Genomic DNA, 19,559 nt, shown 5'->3' with positions numbered 1-19,559 from the left:
GCTCATTGAATCAACAGCCCGCTAGCGCACGACCGATATAACGCATTCGATCTAGCATTTACGCCAGTTCGCTCGTGGCTAGTAAAAAAGCCGGCTTCGCTCCTTGAGCGAAACCGGCTTTTGTTATTTTTCTAGCCATTTCATTGGCATCACAACTCGAAGTCGATGACCTCGCGACTCGCTTTTGTGCCCAACGATCCCCAAACTCCGTAGGGGCTCTTTGATCCTGGTCTCGCGGTTGCCATCGTCGCATTCTGCCAAACCATCTCGTGGTTTTGGTTCCCTGCATCGATTGAGTCCGTGATGAACTTGATCGCCCCATCACCCATCAAAATATGAGCACCACCTTGATGACGGCTCGATGGCGGGAACATCCCCGTCTGCCCGGCATTGTTGCCTCCACAAATGGCAGCGTTGGGCGGAGCAATTGTGTGAACACCACTGAAGTTGGGCCGGAAGTCGGCCCATTTGAAGCCACGTCCACCATTCACACCCTGGATCGGAGTGCCCGCGAGCCAGAACTGCGGGCGTTCCGGATCGATTTGGCCGTCCTCGACGCAGAAATTTGGGTTGGCCCGCACTTCGTTGGGCGGGTTTCCGTTGATGGACTGGATCCCACGTGTATCACGGTCCCCAATATCAGTGATCAATTCCGCCATGGCGACAGTATTAGAAAGACCGTCTAGAACGTCACGAAATTTGGATGTTGTATGCGGAACGAACATGCCTCGATCCGCTGCCCGCGACCTCTGTGCCCAACCATTGTTGCTGACTTTCTCACCGCTGTTCCCATCATGTGATTTAGTTCCACGGACCGACCACTCCATCGAATCACCTAAGCACGCACCGTAATTCGTCCGGCCTTGCCCAGGCAATCCTTGTCCGGGATCGCTTGGGCAGCGAAGCATGGGAAGATTGGTCATCCATGGTCGATACTGCAGGAACTCGACGGTTGGCCCCATAGCGGGCCATGCTGTTCCGAGTGGCGTCGCTGGGTCGAGAGCGTTGATCAAACTCGGATTACTGATCTCTTCCCACAAACCTTGTTGTTCAACGAAAGGCGTCAGTCCAACCAACATGCTCAATCGCCATGCATTCGCATCGCCGTAGTTGGTCCACCAATTGGTAGTAACCCCAGTGTTTCCGAACGGAGCAGCACCTCCAGCTGTCCCCCCAGTTCCGACTCCGTGAATTGGAAGTTGATTGTAAGCCGAGTGGTAGTTGTGCATTGCCAACCCCAACTGCTTGAAATTATTGCTGCAGCTCATCCGACGGGCTGCTTGCACTGCCGGCAGCAGCAGCCCCACCAAAACGCCAATAATGGCAATGACCACCAAAAGCTCCACCAAAGTGAAACCTTTTGGCTGAACGCGAAAACGCTTCATGACAACATCTCCTAGGAACAAAACGAAAAAACAGTCGCTCAATACGAGCAGAGCAAATGCCTTTCTATCTTAAGGACACTGTCGACCTCAGGTACAGAAACATCGCGTTCCAAAACGCATATTTTGTAAGTTATTGTCGCAAAGAACTGGCTCAGAGGCCACTAGAGTGCCCTAGCAGCCACCCCCCATCTGCCGAAAAACTGTGCTTCTAGATCGAAGGTTGCTCTACAGTCGGTTTCAATAGGCCGAGCCGTCATCTCAAGTTCCGGCACCAAACAGTCTTGTGTTTTCACCCCACATCGGGCTTTACCTCAATCAGCCATCGCCGGTACGATTTGGCGTGAAACCCGATGGGCTGCGATGTGAATCACTCGGAATGTGCTTCCAAGCCCACAACTGAACACAGCAAAGGATTGTGCCATGGGTGGCGCTGTGACGTTATTGTTGGTCGCGACGATGGGCATCACTTTCGGATGGACTCCGGACGGTGCCGATGGGGTGAAATACATCATCCAAGTCCCGCCTGACCAGCTCGATCAACTCGAACGCGTCGGTGAAATCACCAGCACGATTTCGCCGGAAGTGCGAGGACGCGTCAGCGAGATCGTCATTCGCGTAGGCGATGGCCCCGTGCCTCGGCAGATGCCTGCGAATTGGATGCAAACCAACGCATCGCATCCCTACGGAGTCTCGCAAGTCGTCTCGGACGAAAATGCACTTCGCGGATTGCCAATCGCATCGGACGACCGTCGACCGATTCCGATTCCCATGTCATCCAATTCGATGCAACCGGGGATCATTCCAGGGAACGTCAACTCGCCCAGCGTCACTCGGTTGATGAAGCCGCAATCCAACGGCATGAGCATGCCCGGCGGATTCGATGCGCCCACTCCAACTGGCGGAGCACCGACCGGCGGTTTCAGCATGCCGCCGTCATTGGCGCAAGGCCCCACCGCCACCGGTGCCGCAAACAATGGATCGCTTGGTGACAGCCTTCGTGCGGGTGCCGAATCCTTCGGGCGTTCCATCGGGCTGGGCACACCGAGCACCGCCCCAACAAACGCAGCCGCCCCCAATCGCGATCCCTCAACGACCGTAGCTCCTCCACCGTTCACCGGCACCGGTAATTCCAATCTGTCCGGGAATCCCAATCTGAACAACACGGATCGCGCCGCCCGTGCCGGAGGCCCATCGACTGATCCGGCGGCGTCCACAGGAAGCAGCGCACGACCTTGGCCAAACAACGACGACGATTGGTACGCGTTGGGAGAACGACCTGCCCAACGTCCTTCGACCGCGCCCGTCAACAATTCCGCCACCGCATCCAACGCGGGCACAACGACTCGACCAGGTTCGGACGCAACCAATCGCAACGCCACAAACACGGGACTCAACACAGGCAACTTCAATCAAATGCCCAGTGGGATCAGTGGACAAAATCCCTACGGTCAATCGAGCTCGGACGCACTCGCCAACTCCCCCTCACGTCGAGAAACCCCATATTCCACGACGGCGACTGATCGAGACGACACGATCCAGCGGGATGAGTACGCCCCGCACCTGACCGCGGCCGAAGCAGCCCGACTGCCCAAGAACGGCTACGACTTCGATGACGCCGGCAATCCTGTCGATCGTTTTGGATATCGCTTGAATGTTTATGGCGACCGCATTGGTCAAAACGGCCGACCGGTGGGTTCTTCGAGCTATGCCGAAAATCGTGCAAACGCTAACACGAGTCCAGCTGGCAACTCTCAGTATCCCGGCAGCCCCCCATTCCCTGGTGATGCGTCAACAACGACTCAAACCGGTCGAAATTCGACAGACGCCACCTACGCCAATCAGTCAAGCAATGGCTACGGCCAAACAAACACGGGAGCTCCCGCCTCCGGTGCTCCGGCAAACCCGTATGGGCCGAACGGCCAAACGTACCCAACCGCCAACACGCAGCAACCGCCGCCAACGATCCCAACCGGATACGCTGGCTCGCCAAGAAACGGATATCCAAACACGGCTCAGCCCCAGACTCAGTACCCTCAGGTGCCGAATTACGGAACCAATCCGCCTTACACGCCGATCGATCCAAACATCAATCCGGCTACGGGATACCCGTATCAAAACGCGAACTATCCCAACACCGTTCCAACCTATGTGGCAAACAGCAACACGTCCGCCGGTGGGCCTCCGACAGGATTGCCCAGTGCCGGCGCCGCACCACCCCGAGGTCTCGGTTCCGGCTCGACTGACGCCGCAGGTGCCACGACGGGAGCAACCTCCGACAATGGCGATCGATCCAACCGCGAAAAGGTGGCCACGCAGACTCTTTTCAATGCGTTGCTGCTCGTGTCCTTTGTCGCCAACCTGTACCTCATGTACTGGCTGAACGTTCTGCGGCTGAAATACCAGGAAATGGTGGCGGCGAAGCGTGCTGCGGCGAGTTCCAACGCGGCCGCGGTCGCCTGAGAAGCCTCGCCAGCCGGACGGGGGTAGGGGAAATGTCCTTCAACGCATAAAACTATGCGTTGTTTTGACATTCCCATCTCATTCGTCCGGTTATCACGTGTCCGCGAATTCGACCGCCGCTTTTCGTGCCCCCGCCGCAAGCCCCCATTTCCCGACTCTCGAAGAGCAGGTGCTGGCGTTTTGGGACCAGCATTCGATCTACGAGCAATCGCTCGCCCGTCGCGCCAACGCACCAACATTCGTCTTCTACGAAGGGCCGCCGACCGCCAATGGCATGCCTCACCCCGGGCACTGCCTGACGCGCGCGATCAAGGACGTTTTTCCTCGCTACAAAACCATGCGAGGTTACCGCTGCGAACGAAAGGCTGGCTGGGACACTCACGGTTTGCCCGTCGAAGTCGAAGTCGGCAAAGAACTGGGCATCCATAGCAAAGAAGAAATCGAAGCTTACGGCGTCGAACCCTTCATCCAGAAATGCCAATCCAGTGTTTGGCGTTACATGCAGGAATGGCAAACGTTGACCCGCCGGCTCGGGTTCTGGGTCAACCTGGAAGAAGCCTATGTGACCTACCATCAATCCTATGTTGAAAGTGTTTGGTGGTCACTCAAGAACTTGTTCGACCGCGGACTGCTTTACCAAGGTCACAAAATCGTGTGGTGGTGGGCCCAAGGCGGCACGGCGCTCTCCGCTGGCGAAGTCGGCCAAGGCTACCGCGAAGTTGCTGACCCGAGTGTCTATGTTTTGTTCCCGTTGGTGGACCAACCTGAACGATCGCTGGTTGTTTGGACGACCACACCTTGGACCTTGCCGAGCAACATGTACGCGGCGGTGAAACCCGACCTCGAATACGCCGTGGTCAAGGATTCCGAGACCGGCCAAGAGTTGGTGTTGGCCGCCGCGCTGGTCGAGTCACTGGCGGGCAAGCTAAAACGCGAATTGACGGTTATTGAAACCATCTCGGGCGAGTCGCTCGTGGGCCAACGCTACCAACCTCCGTTTGATGATTACCACTCTCGACTAAACGATCCAACCGGTGAGCTGGTCGCTGGTGGAGAAGAGTCTCTCTATTGGCGCGTTGTTGCCGCTGACTTTGTCACGACTGACTCAGGGAGTGGCCTGGTTCATTTGGCACCCGCCTTCGGTGAAATCGACTATGAAGTCTTGGTGACGGAACGAACCCGTTTTGTCGATGGCCAGCGTCCCGAGCTGCTGTGTGCGGTCGGTCCCAATGGCAAGTTCACCGACGAGTTTGCATCGATGAAAGGTGTCTGGGTCAAAGAAGCTGACAAGACCCTGACGCGAACGTTGCGTGAGTCCGGACGCCTGTTGCACTTGGAACAATACCTGCACGATTATCCGTTCTGCTGGCGGGCGGACGATGACCCCTTGATCCAGTACCCGCGAGAAAGCTGGTTCATCCGGACGACCAAGTTCCGGGATCTGATGTTGAAAAACAACAGCAAGATCGGTTGGCAACCCGAACACATTCGCGATGGACGATTTGGGAATTTCCTGGAAAGCAACGTCGACTGGGCACTGTCCCGAGAGCGTTACTGGGGCACTCCGCTTCCGATCTGGGTTTGCCAATCGACCGGGCGCATGGAAGCCATTGAAAGCTACGAAGAGTTGCTGGCGAAACCAGGCGTGGATGGCACTCAGGTTTGGGACAACGCGAAAGCGGCCAACCCGGAACTGCCTGACGATCTGCGAGTTCATAAACCGTACATCGATTCAGTCACCTACGATTCGCCATTCGAATCGGGTGCCCGAATGCAACGAGTCAGCGAGGTCATCGACTGCTGGTACGACAGTGGCGCGATGCCGTTTGCTCAGTGGGGATGGCCACACCAAAACGACGCTCAATTCCAAGAGCAGTTCCCAGCGGACTTCATCAGCGAAGCGATCGACCAAACCCGCGGTTGGTTCTACAGCCAACTGGCGATCAGCACGATGTTGTTCGGCGAAGGCGCGTCGATTCGCGAAGCCGGAACGAAAGCAAACGAACTGGCACCGTCGCGTGACAGCGAATCGGATTACCCGCACCCGTTCCGCAACTGCATCGTGCTCGGTTTGATGCTGTCGCAATGGTACGAATCCGCTGGCAAAGAAGGTCAAGCGAAAACGGTGTTGCTGTCAGAAGCCGAAGCAGATCAAGCCGAAGGCAAGTTCACCAAGAAGACCGGCAAGATGTCCAAGAGTCTTCGGAACTATCGCAGTCCGTCCGAGATCTTCGACAAGTACGGCGCCGATGCGATGCGTTGGTATTTCTTCGCCAACCAAGCACCCTGGAATTCGATCATCTACGCCGATCAAGCGATCCGCGATTCGATCCCTGAGTTCCTGCTGCGGCTTTGGAACACGTACAGCTTCTTTTCGATCTATGCAGAGATCGACGGTTTCGATCCCACATCCGCGACGGATGTCGACGAGCAGTTGAGTCCGGCATCGCTCGCCTCCGCACCGACCTATCGCCCAATTAGCGAACGGAGCGAAATCGATCGATGGATCCATTCCGAATTGCATCGCACGTTGGCGACGGTCATCAACCGGATGGATGCGTTTGACAACTACAACGCGTGCCAAGCGATCACGAACTTGCTCGATGGTCTCAGCAATTGGTACGTCCGTCGAAGTCGCGATCGTTTCTGGGCCCCCGATTCGGATTCGCCCGACAAGCACGATGCGTACTGGACGCTCTACGAAGTCATGCTGGAGTTGACCAAGGTCATCGCCCCGTTTGTTCCCTTCTTGGCGGACACGTTGTGGCAAGAGTTGACCGCTCCGTTTGGCGACAAGGCACTGAAGAGCGTTCACCTTTGTGACTTCCCCAAACCAGATGCCACCCGCGTCGATCAAAAGCTTTCCGACTCGATGCGACTGCTTCGCGAAATTGCATCGATGGGACGATCGGCTCGTGCGGATGCCAAACTGAAAGTTCGCTTGCCGCTGTCCAAGGTCGAAGTGATTTTGACCGACGACTCAGCGATCGATTGGTTGCAAAGCCACGACGCTTTGGTTCGGGAAGAGTTGAATGTCAAAGCCGTCGATTACACGACCGATGGCGGCGACTACGTTCAATACACGATCGTCCCCAACTTCAAACGGCTTGGTCCAAAGGTTGGCAAGAACATCCCCGTGGTCAAAAAGATGCTGGGAGAAGCCGACGGCAACCAGTTGTTGACTCAGCTTCAAACTGCCGGCTTCGTCGAATTGGAACTTCCGTCGGGTCCATTGAAATTGGATGGCGAAGACATCGAGGTCCGACTGCAAGCTCGCGAAGGATGGGCGGCCGCTCAAGGATCGGGATGTGTCGTCGTGCTCAATACCGAAGTCACACCTGAACTACGTCGTGAAGGATTGGCGAAGGACTTGATTCGCGGCATCCAAAGTCAACGCAAGGAACTCGATTGCCAATACACCGATCGGATTCAAGTGGCAATTGAAACGTCCGATGCGGAACTGCAATCTGCGATCGAGGAACATCGCACCATGATTTGTGGCGAGACGTTGGCGGACGAACTGGTCATTGGCACTCTGGCCAATGCTCAGCAAGTTGCCATCGAAGGCGGCGAATTGTACGTCGCCAAGGTGAGTGGCAAGTGAGCAATGCAAGCACATTGAAAGTGGCCGTCTTCCTCAGTGGAGGCGGTCGCACGCTGGCCAATTTGATTCGTCATCGCGACGAGCATGGACTGCCGATCGATTTCCGGTTGGTGATCGCCAGCCGAGACGGATTGGGCGGAATCAAAATTGCCGAAGATGCGGGCATCGAAACCTGCGTCGTTCGCAAATCCGATTTCGAATCCGACGAAACCTATCGCGAAGCCATGTTTGAACCGTGTCGAAAGGCCGGAGCAACGCATGTGATCATGGCGGGCTTCCTGAAACATGTTTTGATTCCAACCGACTTTGAACATCGCGTCATCAACATCCACCCGTCTTTGCTACCCGCATTTGGCGGCAAAGGAATGTACGGTCGCAACGTGCACGCGGCAGCGATCGAGCGTGGGGTAAAAATCAGCGGCTGCACGGTCCACTATGTCGACAACCTTTATGACAACGGGCCGATCATCCACCAGAAGGCCTGTCCGATTCTGCCAACTGACACCCCTGATGACCTCGCGTCACGCGTGTTCAAACTCGAATGCGAAACCTTGCCCGAAGCCATCCGCATGATGGCTGCCTCGCAAGACACGTGAAATCAGTCGCGGACACCTAATTCATGCGTGAAACGACACGCATGAAACCGCGAGTTTAAATTCACATCTCGATCGCAAATCTCACACCCCTCGACCTGGCAAGCTTTGCCGGTTGAGGCGTTTGATCGCATCCCGCGGATGCTTCTGGACGATCCGAACACCACCGGTCGATCTCCCCAAAGTGTTTGTCGGCTTTGTTCGGATTGTCCATGCGATTTTGGGTTGTTCAGGTTCACACGATGATGCTCATCATTCCTCGTCGTGAAACGCTCGCGATTCTTACGCTCTGGCTGGGCCTATGGAGTGGGTTCGCGCCCGCACGAAACTTGGCCGCCGACGAAGGTGTGCCGTTCAGTGGCCAGCAAACCTTAAGTGATGAAGAATTGCTGAAAGTTGGGCAACTTCTCGGTGTGGGAAATAGACTGTACGGACGCCAACCGGCGGCCTCCGTTGCAACCATTCAGCCCACCAATCCGCGGCGCCCTGATCGCTTGGTTGGTGCCGAACTTGATCCGCTGGCGGCGTTCGCCGATCCATCCGCAGAGGCCGATCCTCTCGCGAATCTCGGTAGCAACGACCCCATCAAGCCGCCGGCAGCCAAGGATCCAGAGAAGAAAGATCCGCACGAAGGACTATGGACGGAAGAGTGCTACCCGTCCGCTGAATCATGCCGTGCGTGTCACCCGAAGCACTACGATGAATGGAGTGTCAGCAGCCACGCCTACGCTGCTGTCTCGCCAATGTTTCAGCGGTTTGAACAAGCTATGAATGAATTAACCGAAGGCACGGTTGGTTACTTCTGTATGCGATGTCATTCACCCGTCGCGACTCAGTTAGAAATTCCGCGCACGGTCAGCATCTTAGATCAACCACCCGTCGCTCGCGAAGGCGTGACGTGCATTTCTTGTCATCGAATCAATGAACACTACGGTCGAAGCAGCAACGGCGATCGTCGAATCGAACCGGGCAACATCCATGCTCCGGTCGGTCGAGGTGGCAACGGAGCCGGGTTGGCTGATGCCTTGGCCAATGCTGAAAAGAACAAACTAAAAACCCACGCCGGTCAAAAGGGACCGGGCCAAGCGATCCACAATGGTTCGTACTTCTTCGAACCACTTACCAAATCAGACATTTGTGCGTCGTGCCACCAAGTCGCGGTGCACCCCGGCATCTCATTGGAAGTCGTTCACGCTCAATACCGCAGCAGTCCAGCAGCAAAGTGCGGAATCTCTTGCCAAGATTGTCACATGGGAGCTGTCCCTGGGAAGGCGGAAGGTTACGAAGAGTGTCATGTCGCGGAGCTATCGGGAAAACCCTACGGTCAACCCAAGAAGCACTCCAATCATACGTTCTGGGGTCCCGGCTACTCGATCGCTCATCCGGGAATCTTCCCACACAATCCCAAGGCTAAGTCCTTCACACCACGCCAGTGGCTGTTGTTCGATGACCGTGCCGGCTGGGGCACCGAAGAATTTGAACGCAACGTGCCGGACGGCATGTACTTCCCCAAACCCTGGGACAACGCGGACGATCGGCGTGATGGTCGCAAGATCATCGATACCAACCTCGCCAGGATGAACGAAAAACGCGGCTATTCGGCAATGACGTTGGAAGCCGGTGCTCAGGTCAGTGATCCGGTATTTTTCACGACACCTCAAGTTGGCATGCCGCTCAAATTGGGCTACCGAGTCGACAACATCAGCACAGGCCACAACTTGCCCACAGGTTCGCTGGGTGCTCAACCACAACTTTGGCTCAACGCCGTTCTGATCAATCCCAACAACCAACGCGTTTGGGAAACGGGTTACTTAGATGCCAATGCAGACCTTTGCGACATGCACAGCGTCGAAGTGGCCAAGGGTCGGATTCCCCGTGACAAAAACTTATTCAACTTGCAAACCAAGTTCTTGATCAACAACGTCCGTGGCACTGACCGCGAGGCTGCGTTGCCATTGAACTTCAGCCTGGACCAGCTCGCTTTCTTACGACCTGGTGCGTTGCCAATCAGCGTGCTCAACCACCCGCCATTGATCCGAATGGAAGCTCACAGCATCGCTCCCTTGGACCACCGCATCGCCAAATACACCATCCCGGCCGAAGCCTTCCGAGTCCCGGGACCGTACCGGCTGAGCGTCCGGATGCGGAGCCGGACCGAACCGATGTATTTCATGCGTCAGATCAACTGCACGCCGGACATGATTCGCCGAATGAACGAGCGGATGATAGATATCTGCCATGGCTCGCACACATTCATGGTGCGTTGATCATGTTGCGATTCAATTCTTCGTGCCAATGCACTTTCGCGTTGTGTGTCGCCGTGTTTGCAACGGCGATGACGCCGGCGAACTCGCTTGCGCAAACCGCTCGTCTTCGACCCCAACGTTTGCCACTCGTCCAGCCGGAATCACCAGCGAGTCCGCCAACGACGATCGCTGTGGACACGGCCGATGACTTGCCGCCTTCGCCGTTTCCGGAACGGCAAGACTTCAACTACGCCGGGCACGCGAACGTCGCGCTTGGATCGCCATCCTTCGCGGACCATTCGATACTGGAAGAAGAATCCGCTGCTGACTTTGCAAAGTCGGCTGGTTTAGAAAACCTATCGCACTTCGCCAACGACTTCTCCCCCACTCCGCTACCGCAGGAATCGAACTGGCACGATGGATCCCGCGAGCAATGGGTTTACGACGCGAAAGCCGCGGTCCCGACTCAGAGTCCCTGGATTGAGTGGGGACGAACGTTCTATGGTCCCGGCATCACGCCACGGGGCAAAAATTGGTTCGGCAGCACCAACCTCGCCCGCCCCGAGTTCTACTTGTACGGCGATTTCCGATCCGGAATCATCACCGGTCGCAACGCAGCGGGGCGAACCGACAATTGGGCCAGTCGTCTGAATTTGGACCTCGATCTACGCCTGACCGATTCCGAGCGATTCCATGGATTCATCGGGCCGCTTGATCGCAACGGTCAGTTCAATCGGGTGGACTTCCAAGATGGAAAATTCGACTACCAGGGTGTGTTCGATCCTAACTTTGTGACCGCATTCTTCGAAGGTGATTTGGGGGCGATGTGGGGCGGCTTTCATGGAAAGTCATCGCCCGCTGAGATGCCTGTGACAATCGGTTTGATCCCGCTGCTGTTTCAAAATGGTATCTGGATGGAAGATGCCGTGACCGGTGCCGCGTTTGCAATCCCGGCTCGTCATAGTCGGGCACTGAACTGGGCCAACTTTGACTGGACGTTCTTTGCGGCAATCGACCAAGTCAACAGCAACGCGTTTGGAACGGACAAACACGCCGCTCAAGCCTTCGGCACCGCGTGCTTCATCGAAGCCTACGGCGGATACATCGAAGCTGGCTACGCATTCTTGCGAGACCGCAATGACTCACGTCGAAGCTATCACAACATGACGGTCAGTTTTACCAAGCGTTACCTGGATCGAATCAGCAACTCACTTCGTCTAATTATCAACACAGGACAAAACCTGCCCGATGCTGATGTGACAGCTGACGGCGGTTTGTTTTTGTGGGAAAACAGCCTGATCACCTCGTCGCCACTGACCGTGGTTCCGTACGCCAACTTTTTCTACGGATGGGGACGACCACAGTCCGTCGCTCGTGCGGGCGGAAGTGGAGGCGTCCTTCGCAACACCGGTATCAACTTCGACACCGACGGCCTGAACGGATTTGCGACGCTGGACCCAACTGGGTTCGACACAGTTGGCGGATCGATTGGGATCGACTTGATCGGCAATCAACTCGATCGCCAACTGCTATTGGAAGCGTCCTACCTCACCGAACACGGCGACTCCAACCCATTTGTCCAAGGCGACCAATTTGGACTCGGCACACGCTATCAATTCCCGGTTTCCAACCGCACGCTGCTCCGCTTCGACGTCATGCATGGCTGGCGAAGCGATCTACCAAACGTGTACGGAACCCGTATGGAATACCGCTGGAAGTTCTAAGAAGCTTGGTCGCAGTGTTTTGAGGCACCTGTCCCATACGACGGGTGGCGTCCCATTTAGAGCGAATTTCAAATTACGCGGCTCGAGGTTAGTAACTCCAGACCGTGTTGACGCATGAACTTGCCTCTCTCCCATTTCCTGCAGCGATGGCAGCGAGAACAGCAGGGCTTCACTCAGTCTGGTCGACTTGGTTTGAGAAACATTGGCGTCTTCTCCCACGAAATGATCGCAAGATTCGTTTGGCTTTCCAGCTTCACACGAATCAGTTTCTCGGCTGCGGGCCAACCACGCTGAGCCGTGCGTCTACGAAAAGATACCTGGCATTCGACGACACCTGATAGACTGCAGCATCACCCGAAAGAACTTTTGAGCTTGCAACGGAAACCATGTCGAAATTCGCCTCAATCTTGTTGCTAATACTCGTCGGTTGCGGAAGCAGCGGGTCACCTGCAATTCCTCCGACTGAAGATGACTTCGTAAAAAATGAGAACGGTGTCGGAACGGCAAAGGTTTTCGGAATCCATTTTCGTGTCGATGTGGATTCGAATGGTGCTAGCACCAAGGATTCAATCAAGGCGAATTTCGTTTCCCCCGAAGAATCCCATGCAACCAAGCAATTCTCCTTCGGCGACGAAATCACGATTCAACTCGACAGCGTCAATGAATCCGAAGTGAAGTTCGTCTTGAACACACAGGACTTTGGCAACCTAAAGGTGGGTGATGAGGTCGTGATCGATGACAAACGAAACGTCAAGGTCAACGGAACAGCCCGCCCTTCAAACGATTCGGACCAATCGACAATTATCCCGTGAACCACGGGCAAGCTTACACCGACGTCCGCGTGATGCAATTATCGCACCTCCCGACTCTTAATCTAACTTCGATGTCGTCAATCAACTCAGCAGGCTGGTTCATTCCGATCCGCTTGTTTTTGGTTTTCAATTGACAAGGCGTTCCACAGGCGCCGAGCATCGCAGTGTAGGTCGGCATCTATTGCCACTCTCGTGCCAGCATTTCCCGACATTGCAAACATGACCTCGGAATTGAAATGACAGGCAACCATTCGTCGCATCAATGCTTCGCCCCATCTCGTGTCCATTCTCCATCCGTACACAGTTCGCTTCGCCTTACGCGACGCGATGGCACAATCGAAAACGTTTTCGCACGATGAAACCCGACGATGATCTTTGCCTGTGTTTCCACGTCCCTCGGCGAAAGGTGGAACAGTACATCCGCGTGCAAAAGCCGCGACGTGCTAGCGAACTCTCGGAGTGCTTTGGAGCCGGAACAGGATGCGGTTGGTGCCGACCGTTCTTGCAACGTTTGTTTGAATCCAGCCAACCCGACGCCGAAGTCTTGCCGGATCCTGATCAATACCAAAACGATCGCAAGAGCTACCGCAAGCAGCAGTTCAATAACGACTGAGTCGCGTTTGGCCCGAGTGCGTACCGCGATGTGTATCACCAACCGCAGAAACCGAACAATCGTCAAAAACAGCCAACTTGCTCTGTGAAGTTGGCTTGCCGACCCAGCGATGCACGACGGACAAATCGCCGCGTTCTAGCTTTCAATGCCAGTTTGTTCTTCGCAATTCTTCATTGATCGCAGGTGTTTCGGTTGAGTCATTCATCATCCATTTCAGATTCAGCAACCAACACCGTGGAACGTTTGGAATCAGAGGTGCGTGGCTATTGCCGACTCTTCCCGAGCGTCTTTCAAACAGCGAATGGCTCGACATTGACGACCGCGGAAGGTTGTCAGTTCATCGATTTCTTCTGTGGTGCTGGATCGCTGAACTATGGGCACAATCCGCCGGTGGTGAAGCAGGCATTGCTGGACTACATCTCTCGCGATGGGATCCAGCATTCGTTGGACATGACGACCGAGGCCAAGGCTCAGTTCTTGGAGTGTTTTGAGCAAACGATTCTGCAACCGCGATCGATGGACTACAAGATTCAGTTCACCGGACCAACGGGTACAAACGCCGTCGAAGCGGCGATCAAGCTCGCCAAACAACACCGCAAACGTTCTCACGTGGTTGCATTCACCAATGCGTATCATGGCCATTCGCTCGGCTCATTAGCGGTAACGGGAAACCAGACCTACCACAGCGAATACTACGGTTCGCACAACAACGTCAGTTTTCTTCCGTACGACGGCTACCTTGGCGATTTCGACACGACCATCTTGCTCGAAAAAATGCTGACCGACCGTAGCAGTGGCATGCCGCTTCCCGCAGCGGTTGTACTGGAGACGATCCAAGGTGAAGGCGGGATTCACGTGGCCAGCGATGCGTGGTTGCAACGAGTCCAAACGCTCTGCCGCGAGCATAATGTGCTGCTGATTATCGACGACATTCAAGTTGGCAATGGCCGGACGGGAGACTTCTTCAGCTTCGAAAAAGCCGGGCTATCACCCGACCTGATTTGTCTTTCCAAATCGATCGGCGGCGGTCTGCCTCTGTCACTCGTAATGATTCGGCCCGAGTGCGATATCTGGCAACCGGGCCAACACACCGGGACATTCCGCGGTAACAACTTGGCGTTCGTGGCGGCAAACGCAGTTTTGAACCACTGGAACGATGCTTCATTCGTTGATGGCATCCAAGTCCGCAGCAACACGCTGCAAACATACTTGGCATCCATCATCTCGGAATACTCGGACGAGAATTGGGACCTTCGCGGCCGAGGCATGATTTGGGGATTGGACATTCGCCGAGGAGACCTGGCTCGCATGGTCATCGACACCGCATTTGAAAATGGGCTGCTATTGGAATCGTGCGGCAGCGATGACGAAGTCTTGAAGTTCATGCCGGCCCTGAACATTCCGGAGCAACAACTCCGCCAAGGACTGCAATTGTTTCGACAAAGCTTGCAAACAGTGTTTCTTGAATCCTCTGGAACCAAATCAGCACTCGTGCCATCAACCGGATCGCCAATCGCTTCGCTTGGCTCATCGATGGTGGTCTCATGAAGTCGGTTGATTCGATCACGCCATTCATTGATTTGTTTTGGCAACAATGCGAAGCCACGCCAGACCGTGTTGCGGTCGTGCAAGACGATTGCTCGTGGACCTACCGCGAATTGCTCTCGCAATCTTGTCACGTCGCCGACTCACTGCGAACCGCCGGCGTTCAGCCGGGCGAACGAGTGGGAGTGTGCGTCGACCGCAGCCCCATCGCCATCGCGTCAATGCTGGGAATTCATCTGGCCGGCGCGGCCTTCGTGCCCTTGGATCCGGAGTACCCAGCCGAGCGACTGCGTTTCATGTTGGACGACGCGAAAATCAAAACGCTGATCGGCCACGCGAGATATCGTTCGTTGTTCGATGCCAATGACTCCACAACTAGCTCGACGAACTCGGGCGCAACTCTCAAGTGGGTAGACGCATCGGACCTGATCCGTGATGGCATCTCGCCCAGCTTCCCGGTTCGCGAAAACTATTTCAAACTGACTGGCGAGCAACTCGCCTACGTCATGTACACCTCGGGATCGACGGGAAATCCCAAGGGCGTGTTGATCAACCACGCCGCTTTGACGACTTATTGCGAAGCGGACATGGAAGTCTACCGCTTGCACGCGGACGACCGGACGCTGCAGTTCTCAACGCTCACCTTCGACATCGCAATCGAAGAGATCTTCCCACCGTTGTTGTGCGGCAGCTGCGTCGTGGTACGGCCGCTCGAACGAGCCAATTCGGCCAACGAACTCTCACACTTGATCGACACGCTCCAAATCACTGCCGTCCACTTGGCAACCGCCTATTGGCATCAATGGGTCGATTTGATGGTTGCCACCGACTCCCAAGTTCCATCGAGTCTCCGCTTGATGGTTGTCACGGGAGAAAAAGTGAGCGTCGATCACTATCAACGCTGGCAAACCATTTGCGATCACGACGTGCTGTGGTGCAACGCCTACGGACCGACCGAAGCCACCGTCACCGCGACGGTCTTCGTACCGGAAGCTGACTTCTCTGCCGCCAACATGCCGATCGGAAAACCTCTGCCAGGCTACTCCGCCGCCATCTTCGACAAAGACTTGAATGAAGTCGCCGTTGGCGAAACCGGCCAACTGTTCATCGGTGGCCCCGCGTTGGCCGACGGGTATCTCAATCGGCCTGAACTGACACAAGCCGCCTTCATTGAACGCAAAGATTCAGATGGTGAAACGCAACGCTGGTATCGCACCGGAGACATCGCACGCTGGATGGACGATGGCAACATCGACTTTGGCGGCCGAGTCGATCATCAGATCAAACTCGGATCGTACCGCATCGAACCCGGAGAAATCGAAGCCGCACTGACTTCGATTTCCGAGGTCAAAGAGGCTTTGGTGACCGCGGAAACACTGGACGGGCAAACCACTTTGCTCGCACATATCGGATTGGGTGCAGACGCACTGTCTGCCAACAGCATCGACAAGGAAGCGTCGAACGAACTCACCGCGACTGCGGCCAAAATCGCCAAACAACTGCGAGAGAAACTGCCGCCCTACATGGTGCCGACACGATTTGTCTTCGTTGAGCATTTCCCAAAAACGATCAACGGCAAAATTGATCGTGAAAACCTTCCGGACAGCAGTCATGCGGTCGTGGCCCGCGAGGAAAGCCTTGTCGCGCCTCAATCGGAGTTGCAGAAACAACTTTGTGAGATTTGGAGCTCGGTCCTGCAGGTTCCGCAGATCGGAATCGACGACGACTTCTTCCTGCTCGGCGGCAGTTCATTGTTGGTGACGCAGGTGGTCGCGCGGCTGAAGAACCAATTGGGTTTAGAACTTCCCGTCCGGGATTTTTTTGCCAACCCGACGATCGAATTGGCCGCACGGCACATTCAAGCGATGTTGGGCGACGAATCGAAGACAGCGGACGAAGCGACCGCAGCGATTCAATCTCAGCGAGATCGTTTGCCGGTGATGGAAGCGTTCTTTCTACCGAGCGGTTCACATGACCTTTTCGCGGTTCATTACTCGCCACCCTCGCGTCAAACCCGACGAAATCGAGCGGTTGTGCTGTGCCATGCCTATGGCCATGAGTACGCGCGTAGCTATCGAAATCTGCAACAGCTTGCGGTGCATTTGGCTCAACAAGGCTTCGATGTCCTGCGTTTCGATTACGCCGGAACGGGCAACTCACACGGCAACGCATTGGAAGCCTCGCCGCATGTGATGATGAAAAACATTCGCGATGTATCGAATTGGATGCGGCAGAGACATGAGCTTGATTCGGTCTCACTGATCGGCATTCGTCTGGGTGCAACCTTGGCGGCATGTTCAGCAGCTACCGGCATTGACCAACAACTGCTTTGGGACCCCGTCGTTTGTGGAGAGACATTCCTTCAAAGCCTTGATGAATTGCATTCAGAAACACTTAGCAATGAAATGCGTTTTGCACGACCGCGTCAATCCAGTTCGATCGACCAAGCCTACGGCACACGACTGAATCACGTCATTCGCCGACAGTTGAGCCAGTTGAAGTTGAACCTGAGCGACTCGCAGGATGATCCCGCAACCACGTTGCTGCTCAGCCGAGATTATGTGGTGCCTGGAATCGATGCCCCGCAGTCATTGATCAATGGTTCCGTCATTCAAATGGACGACGAAATCGGCTGGGACCGTCCCGAACTCAACGAGTCAGCGTTCTCGTCACCCGGTGCGATTCGGCACATCACAAAACTCTTGGTCGATGAATCCGACGCCGGCTGTGCAATCGAGGTGCAATCATGAACCCAACCAACACACCCACGACCTCATTCGCAAGTCCCACCATCGTGCCAACGTTGGTCCCGTCAAAGCAGCGGGCGGCGAAACGAGAGCACGCCACCGCGGAACAAGCGGTCGTCTTCGGTAGCCAAAATCATTTGGTCGGCATCTATCATCCAACCACCAATCCAGTCGACGCCGAAACGGCAGTGATCTTTGTCACGCCGGGAATGTTGCACAACGCCGGACCATTTCGACTGCACGTTGACATCGCACGCCAACTCGGTTGTCGCGGCGTTGCATCCTTCCGGTTCGACTTATCAGGTATCGGTGAAAGCTTGCCGGTGGGTGCCAGCGGTCGTTCGATCGATCGAGCCAGCGATGAAATTCGCGAAGCGATCGATTGGCTTCAAGAACAACACGGCATCCAAAACGTCATCCTCTTCGGATTGTGTTCGGGCGCGGACGATTCGATTCACGCAGCACAAAGAGATTCGCGAGTATCCGGAATCATCACGATGGATGCGTGCGGATTTTCCACGCGTCGCTTTCGTTGGAACCGCATTCGACACCATTACGTTCCGCGACTTGCCTCGCTGGACGCATGGAAACGTTTGAGCCGACGGGTCCTTGGAAAAACCTCCGCGTTGGCTTGGTTGCTGCAATTGCTACCCGACTCTTCCAGTCCCGAATACTCAACGATGCCGATAGGATCTGATTTGCGTGAGTATCCCGCTCGCGAAATTGCGGAAGTGGAATTTCAGAGTCTGGTGGATCGCGGTTGCCGACTGCACATGATCTACACCGGCGGAGCGTTGGAGATTTACAACTACGCCGAACAATTCTTTGAAATGCTGCCCGGTGTTCGCTGGAACGACCAGGCCACCGTGGATTTCTATCCCGAAATGGATCACGTCGCGATTCTTTGCGAAGACCGGAAAAAGATCGTTGATCGCGTGACGGAACGGGCGGTTGAGTTTGCTCAGCAAGGCTGAGCGTGAACGTCGACAGCGGGCAGATCCCCTTGCTTTTTGACGCTTGATGACGAACGATGAAGGAAGCGGGAGCGGCTGAGCTTCCGAAAACGTTGGTCAAGGAATGGTTGGATGTCTCGTTTTTTCTTTGGAATGTTGACCGGTGCCGTGCTGATGTACGGTTCGATGCATTACCACTTGGTACGTGGTGAAGAAGGATTTTTCCTGGTTCCGAAGATCAGCAACAACCTGCAAGACGTTTACGTCGACATCCGCGACTACACGCTTGATGATTGGAAGGAGCACAAACCGTTGGCTGCTGCGATCATGAAGAGCAATCGCTCCGAATTGCTGTCCGACTCAACCCTGACCGGATTTCGCGAAAACGTTCATTCGCTGGTCGATGGATTGTTTGACAAGTGATGCAACCGTCACGACCGCTTCATTGAATTCGCTTGCATCATTCGTGTCATTCACGACAACGCGATTCTGAGCCGGATCGTTCGAGCTCGACGGCCGACCAAGTCGATGATTTCCAGCAGCGCTCAGTTCAGAGCGTAGGCTTCACGCGTGATGGGAATGATCGCAATGGACATGAATCGAAATCGGTACTTCATGATCGGAGTCCTGCTGATATTGCTGGGCGTCCAATTTCGAATGGTCGACTCGTTTGTTCTCAATGAACCAACGACGCGAGCGATGGCGAAGATGTCAAAGAAGTCCAACGTTGTCGCCCAAGATTCGTTCAGTAATTTTCTGATGCAGGTGCACCCGAAACCAACCAAACGAGTCCACCCGCCACGCTGGTTGGGATTGGCGATGATCGCCGTTGGCACCGTTGTCAGCCTGCACGCGATCGCCATGCCTCGAGAGTGAA

Annotated in this window: 13 protein-coding genes; 12 read left to right on the top strand and 1 reads right to left on the bottom strand. The window is 55.3% G+C overall.

What is annotated here, in order from left to right; genetic code table 11:
- Nucleotides 1-149: 149 nt before the first annotated feature.
- Entirely contained in the window at nt 150-1,385 is a 1,236-nt protein-coding gene (locus RE6C_RS22915) for a DUF1559 domain-containing protein (RefSeq protein ID WP_008660500.1), read from the bottom strand.
- A 420-nt stretch (nt 1,386-1,805) separates the two neighbouring features.
- Here RE6C_RS22915 and RE6C_RS22910 point away from each other — a divergent pair, with 420 nt between their 5' ends.
- The 12 genes from RE6C_RS22910 to RE6C_RS22850 all read left to right on the top strand — a co-directional run bounded on the left by RE6C_RS22910 (nt 1,806) and on the right by RE6C_RS22850 (nt 19,558).
- Nucleotides 1,806-3,845 carry a mu-protocadherin gene (locus RE6C_RS22910; protein WP_173401825.1) on the top strand — a complete coding sequence of 680 codons (2,040 nt, stop codon included), beginning with the start codon at nt 1,806-1,808 and terminating at the stop codon, nt 3,843-3,845.
- Nucleotides 3,846-3,942: 97 nt separating this feature from the next.
- Complete coding sequence (gene ileS, locus RE6C_RS22905; protein ID WP_081605733.1) at nt 3,943-7,449, top strand: isoleucine--tRNA ligase; 3,507 nt, start codon at nt 3,943-3,945, stop codon at nt 7,447-7,449.
- On the top strand, nt 7,446-8,045 hold the full coding sequence (purN, locus tag RE6C_RS22900; protein ID WP_008660493.1) for a phosphoribosylglycinamide formyltransferase: 600 nt from the start codon (nt 7,446-7,448) through the stop codon (nt 8,043-8,045). The genes ileS and purN overlap by 4 nt, the downstream gene beginning before the upstream one ends.
- A gap of 209 nt (nt 8,046-8,254) precedes the next feature.
- A complete protein-coding gene (locus RE6C_RS22890; protein WP_008660491.1) occupies nt 8,255-10,309 on the top strand; it encodes a multiheme c-type cytochrome in 2,055 nt (684 codons plus the stop codon).
- Between the two features lie 2 nt (nt 10,310-10,311).
- A complete protein-coding gene (locus RE6C_RS22885; protein ID WP_173401824.1) occupies nt 10,312-12,012 on the top strand; it encodes a hypothetical protein in 1,701 nt (566 codons plus the stop codon).
- 386 nt (nt 12,013-12,398) lie between these two features.
- Nucleotides 12,399-12,824 carry a hypothetical protein gene (locus RE6C_RS22880; protein ID WP_008660481.1) on the top strand — a complete coding sequence of 142 codons (426 nt, stop codon included), beginning with the start codon at nt 12,399-12,401 and terminating at the stop codon, nt 12,822-12,824.
- A 355-nt stretch (nt 12,825-13,179) separates the two neighbouring features.
- Nucleotides 13,180-13,437, top strand: coding sequence for a (2Fe-2S)-binding protein (locus RE6C_RS22875; protein ID WP_039963186.1), 258 nt, complete (start codon nt 13,180-13,182; stop codon nt 13,435-13,437).
- 183 nt (nt 13,438-13,620) lie between these two features.
- Nucleotides 13,621-14,985 carry a diaminobutyrate--2-oxoglutarate transaminase gene (ectB, locus tag RE6C_RS22870; RefSeq protein WP_052035029.1) on the top strand — a complete coding sequence of 455 codons (1,365 nt, stop codon included), beginning with the start codon at nt 13,621-13,623 and terminating at the stop codon, nt 14,983-14,985.
- On the top strand, nt 14,982-17,732 hold the full coding sequence (locus RE6C_RS22865) for an amino acid adenylation domain-containing protein (RefSeq protein WP_008660472.1): 2,751 nt from the start codon (nt 14,982-14,984) through the stop codon (nt 17,730-17,732). The genes ectB and RE6C_RS22865 overlap by 4 nt, the downstream gene beginning before the upstream one ends.
- A complete protein-coding gene (locus RE6C_RS22860) occupies nt 17,729-18,703 on the top strand; it encodes a serine aminopeptidase domain-containing protein (protein WP_008660471.1) in 975 nt (324 codons plus the stop codon). Before RE6C_RS22865 ends, RE6C_RS22860 begins: the two co-directional genes overlap by 4 nt.
- Before the next feature lie 111 nt (nt 18,704-18,814).
- Nucleotides 18,815-19,105, top strand: a complete 291-nt coding sequence (locus RE6C_RS22855) for a hypothetical protein (protein WP_008660470.1) — start codon at nt 18,815-18,817, stop codon at nt 19,103-19,105.
- Between the two features lie 171 nt (nt 19,106-19,276).
- Nucleotides 19,277-19,558, top strand: coding sequence for a hypothetical protein (locus RE6C_RS22850; RefSeq protein WP_231845665.1), 282 nt, complete (start codon nt 19,277-19,279; stop codon nt 19,556-19,558).
- The last annotated feature ends 1 nt before the right edge of the window (nt 19,559 follow it).

Source organism: Rhodopirellula europaea 6C, assembly GCF_000338295.1.
Taxonomy (GTDB): Bacteria; Planctomycetota; Planctomycetia; order Pirellulales; family Pirellulaceae; genus Rhodopirellula; species Rhodopirellula europaea.
The sequence above is the reverse complement of the archived record's forward strand: the minus strand, read 5'-3'. Positions and strand labels throughout refer to the sequence as shown.

What these genes read in the sequence shown, in the direction of transcription:
- RE6C_RS22915 (WP_008660500.1), bottom strand. Translation starts at nt 1,385, where the DNA reads ATGAAGCGTTTTCGCGTTCAGCCAAAAGGTTTCACTTTGGTGGAGCTT.
- RE6C_RS22910 (WP_173401825.1), top strand. Translation starts at nt 1,806, where the DNA reads ATGGGTGGCGCTGTGACGTTATTGTTGGTCGCGACGATGGGCATCACT.
- RE6C_RS22890 (WP_008660491.1), top strand. Translation starts at nt 8,255, where the DNA reads ATGCGATTTTGGGTTGTTCAGGTTCACACGATGATGCTCATCATTCCT.
- RE6C_RS22885 (WP_173401824.1), top strand. Translation starts at nt 10,312, where the DNA reads ATGTTGCGATTCAATTCTTCGTGCCAATGCACTTTCGCGTTGTGTGTC.
- RE6C_RS22880 (WP_008660481.1), top strand. Translation starts at nt 12,399, where the DNA reads ATGTCGAAATTCGCCTCAATCTTGTTGCTAATACTCGTCGGTTGCGGA.
- RE6C_RS22875 (WP_039963186.1), top strand. Translation starts at nt 13,180, where the DNA reads ATGAAACCCGACGATGATCTTTGCCTGTGTTTCCACGTCCCTCGGCGA.
- RE6C_RS22865 (WP_008660472.1), top strand. Translation starts at nt 14,982, where the DNA reads ATGAAGTCGGTTGATTCGATCACGCCATTCATTGATTTGTTTTGGCAA.
- RE6C_RS22860 (WP_008660471.1), top strand. Translation starts at nt 17,729, where the DNA reads ATGAACCCAACCAACACACCCACGACCTCATTCGCAAGTCCCACCATC.
- RE6C_RS22855 (WP_008660470.1), top strand. Translation starts at nt 18,815, where the DNA reads ATGTCTCGTTTTTTCTTTGGAATGTTGACCGGTGCCGTGCTGATGTAC.
- RE6C_RS22850 (WP_231845665.1), top strand. Translation starts at nt 19,277, where the DNA reads ATGAATCGAAATCGGTACTTCATGATCGGAGTCCTGCTGATATTGCTG.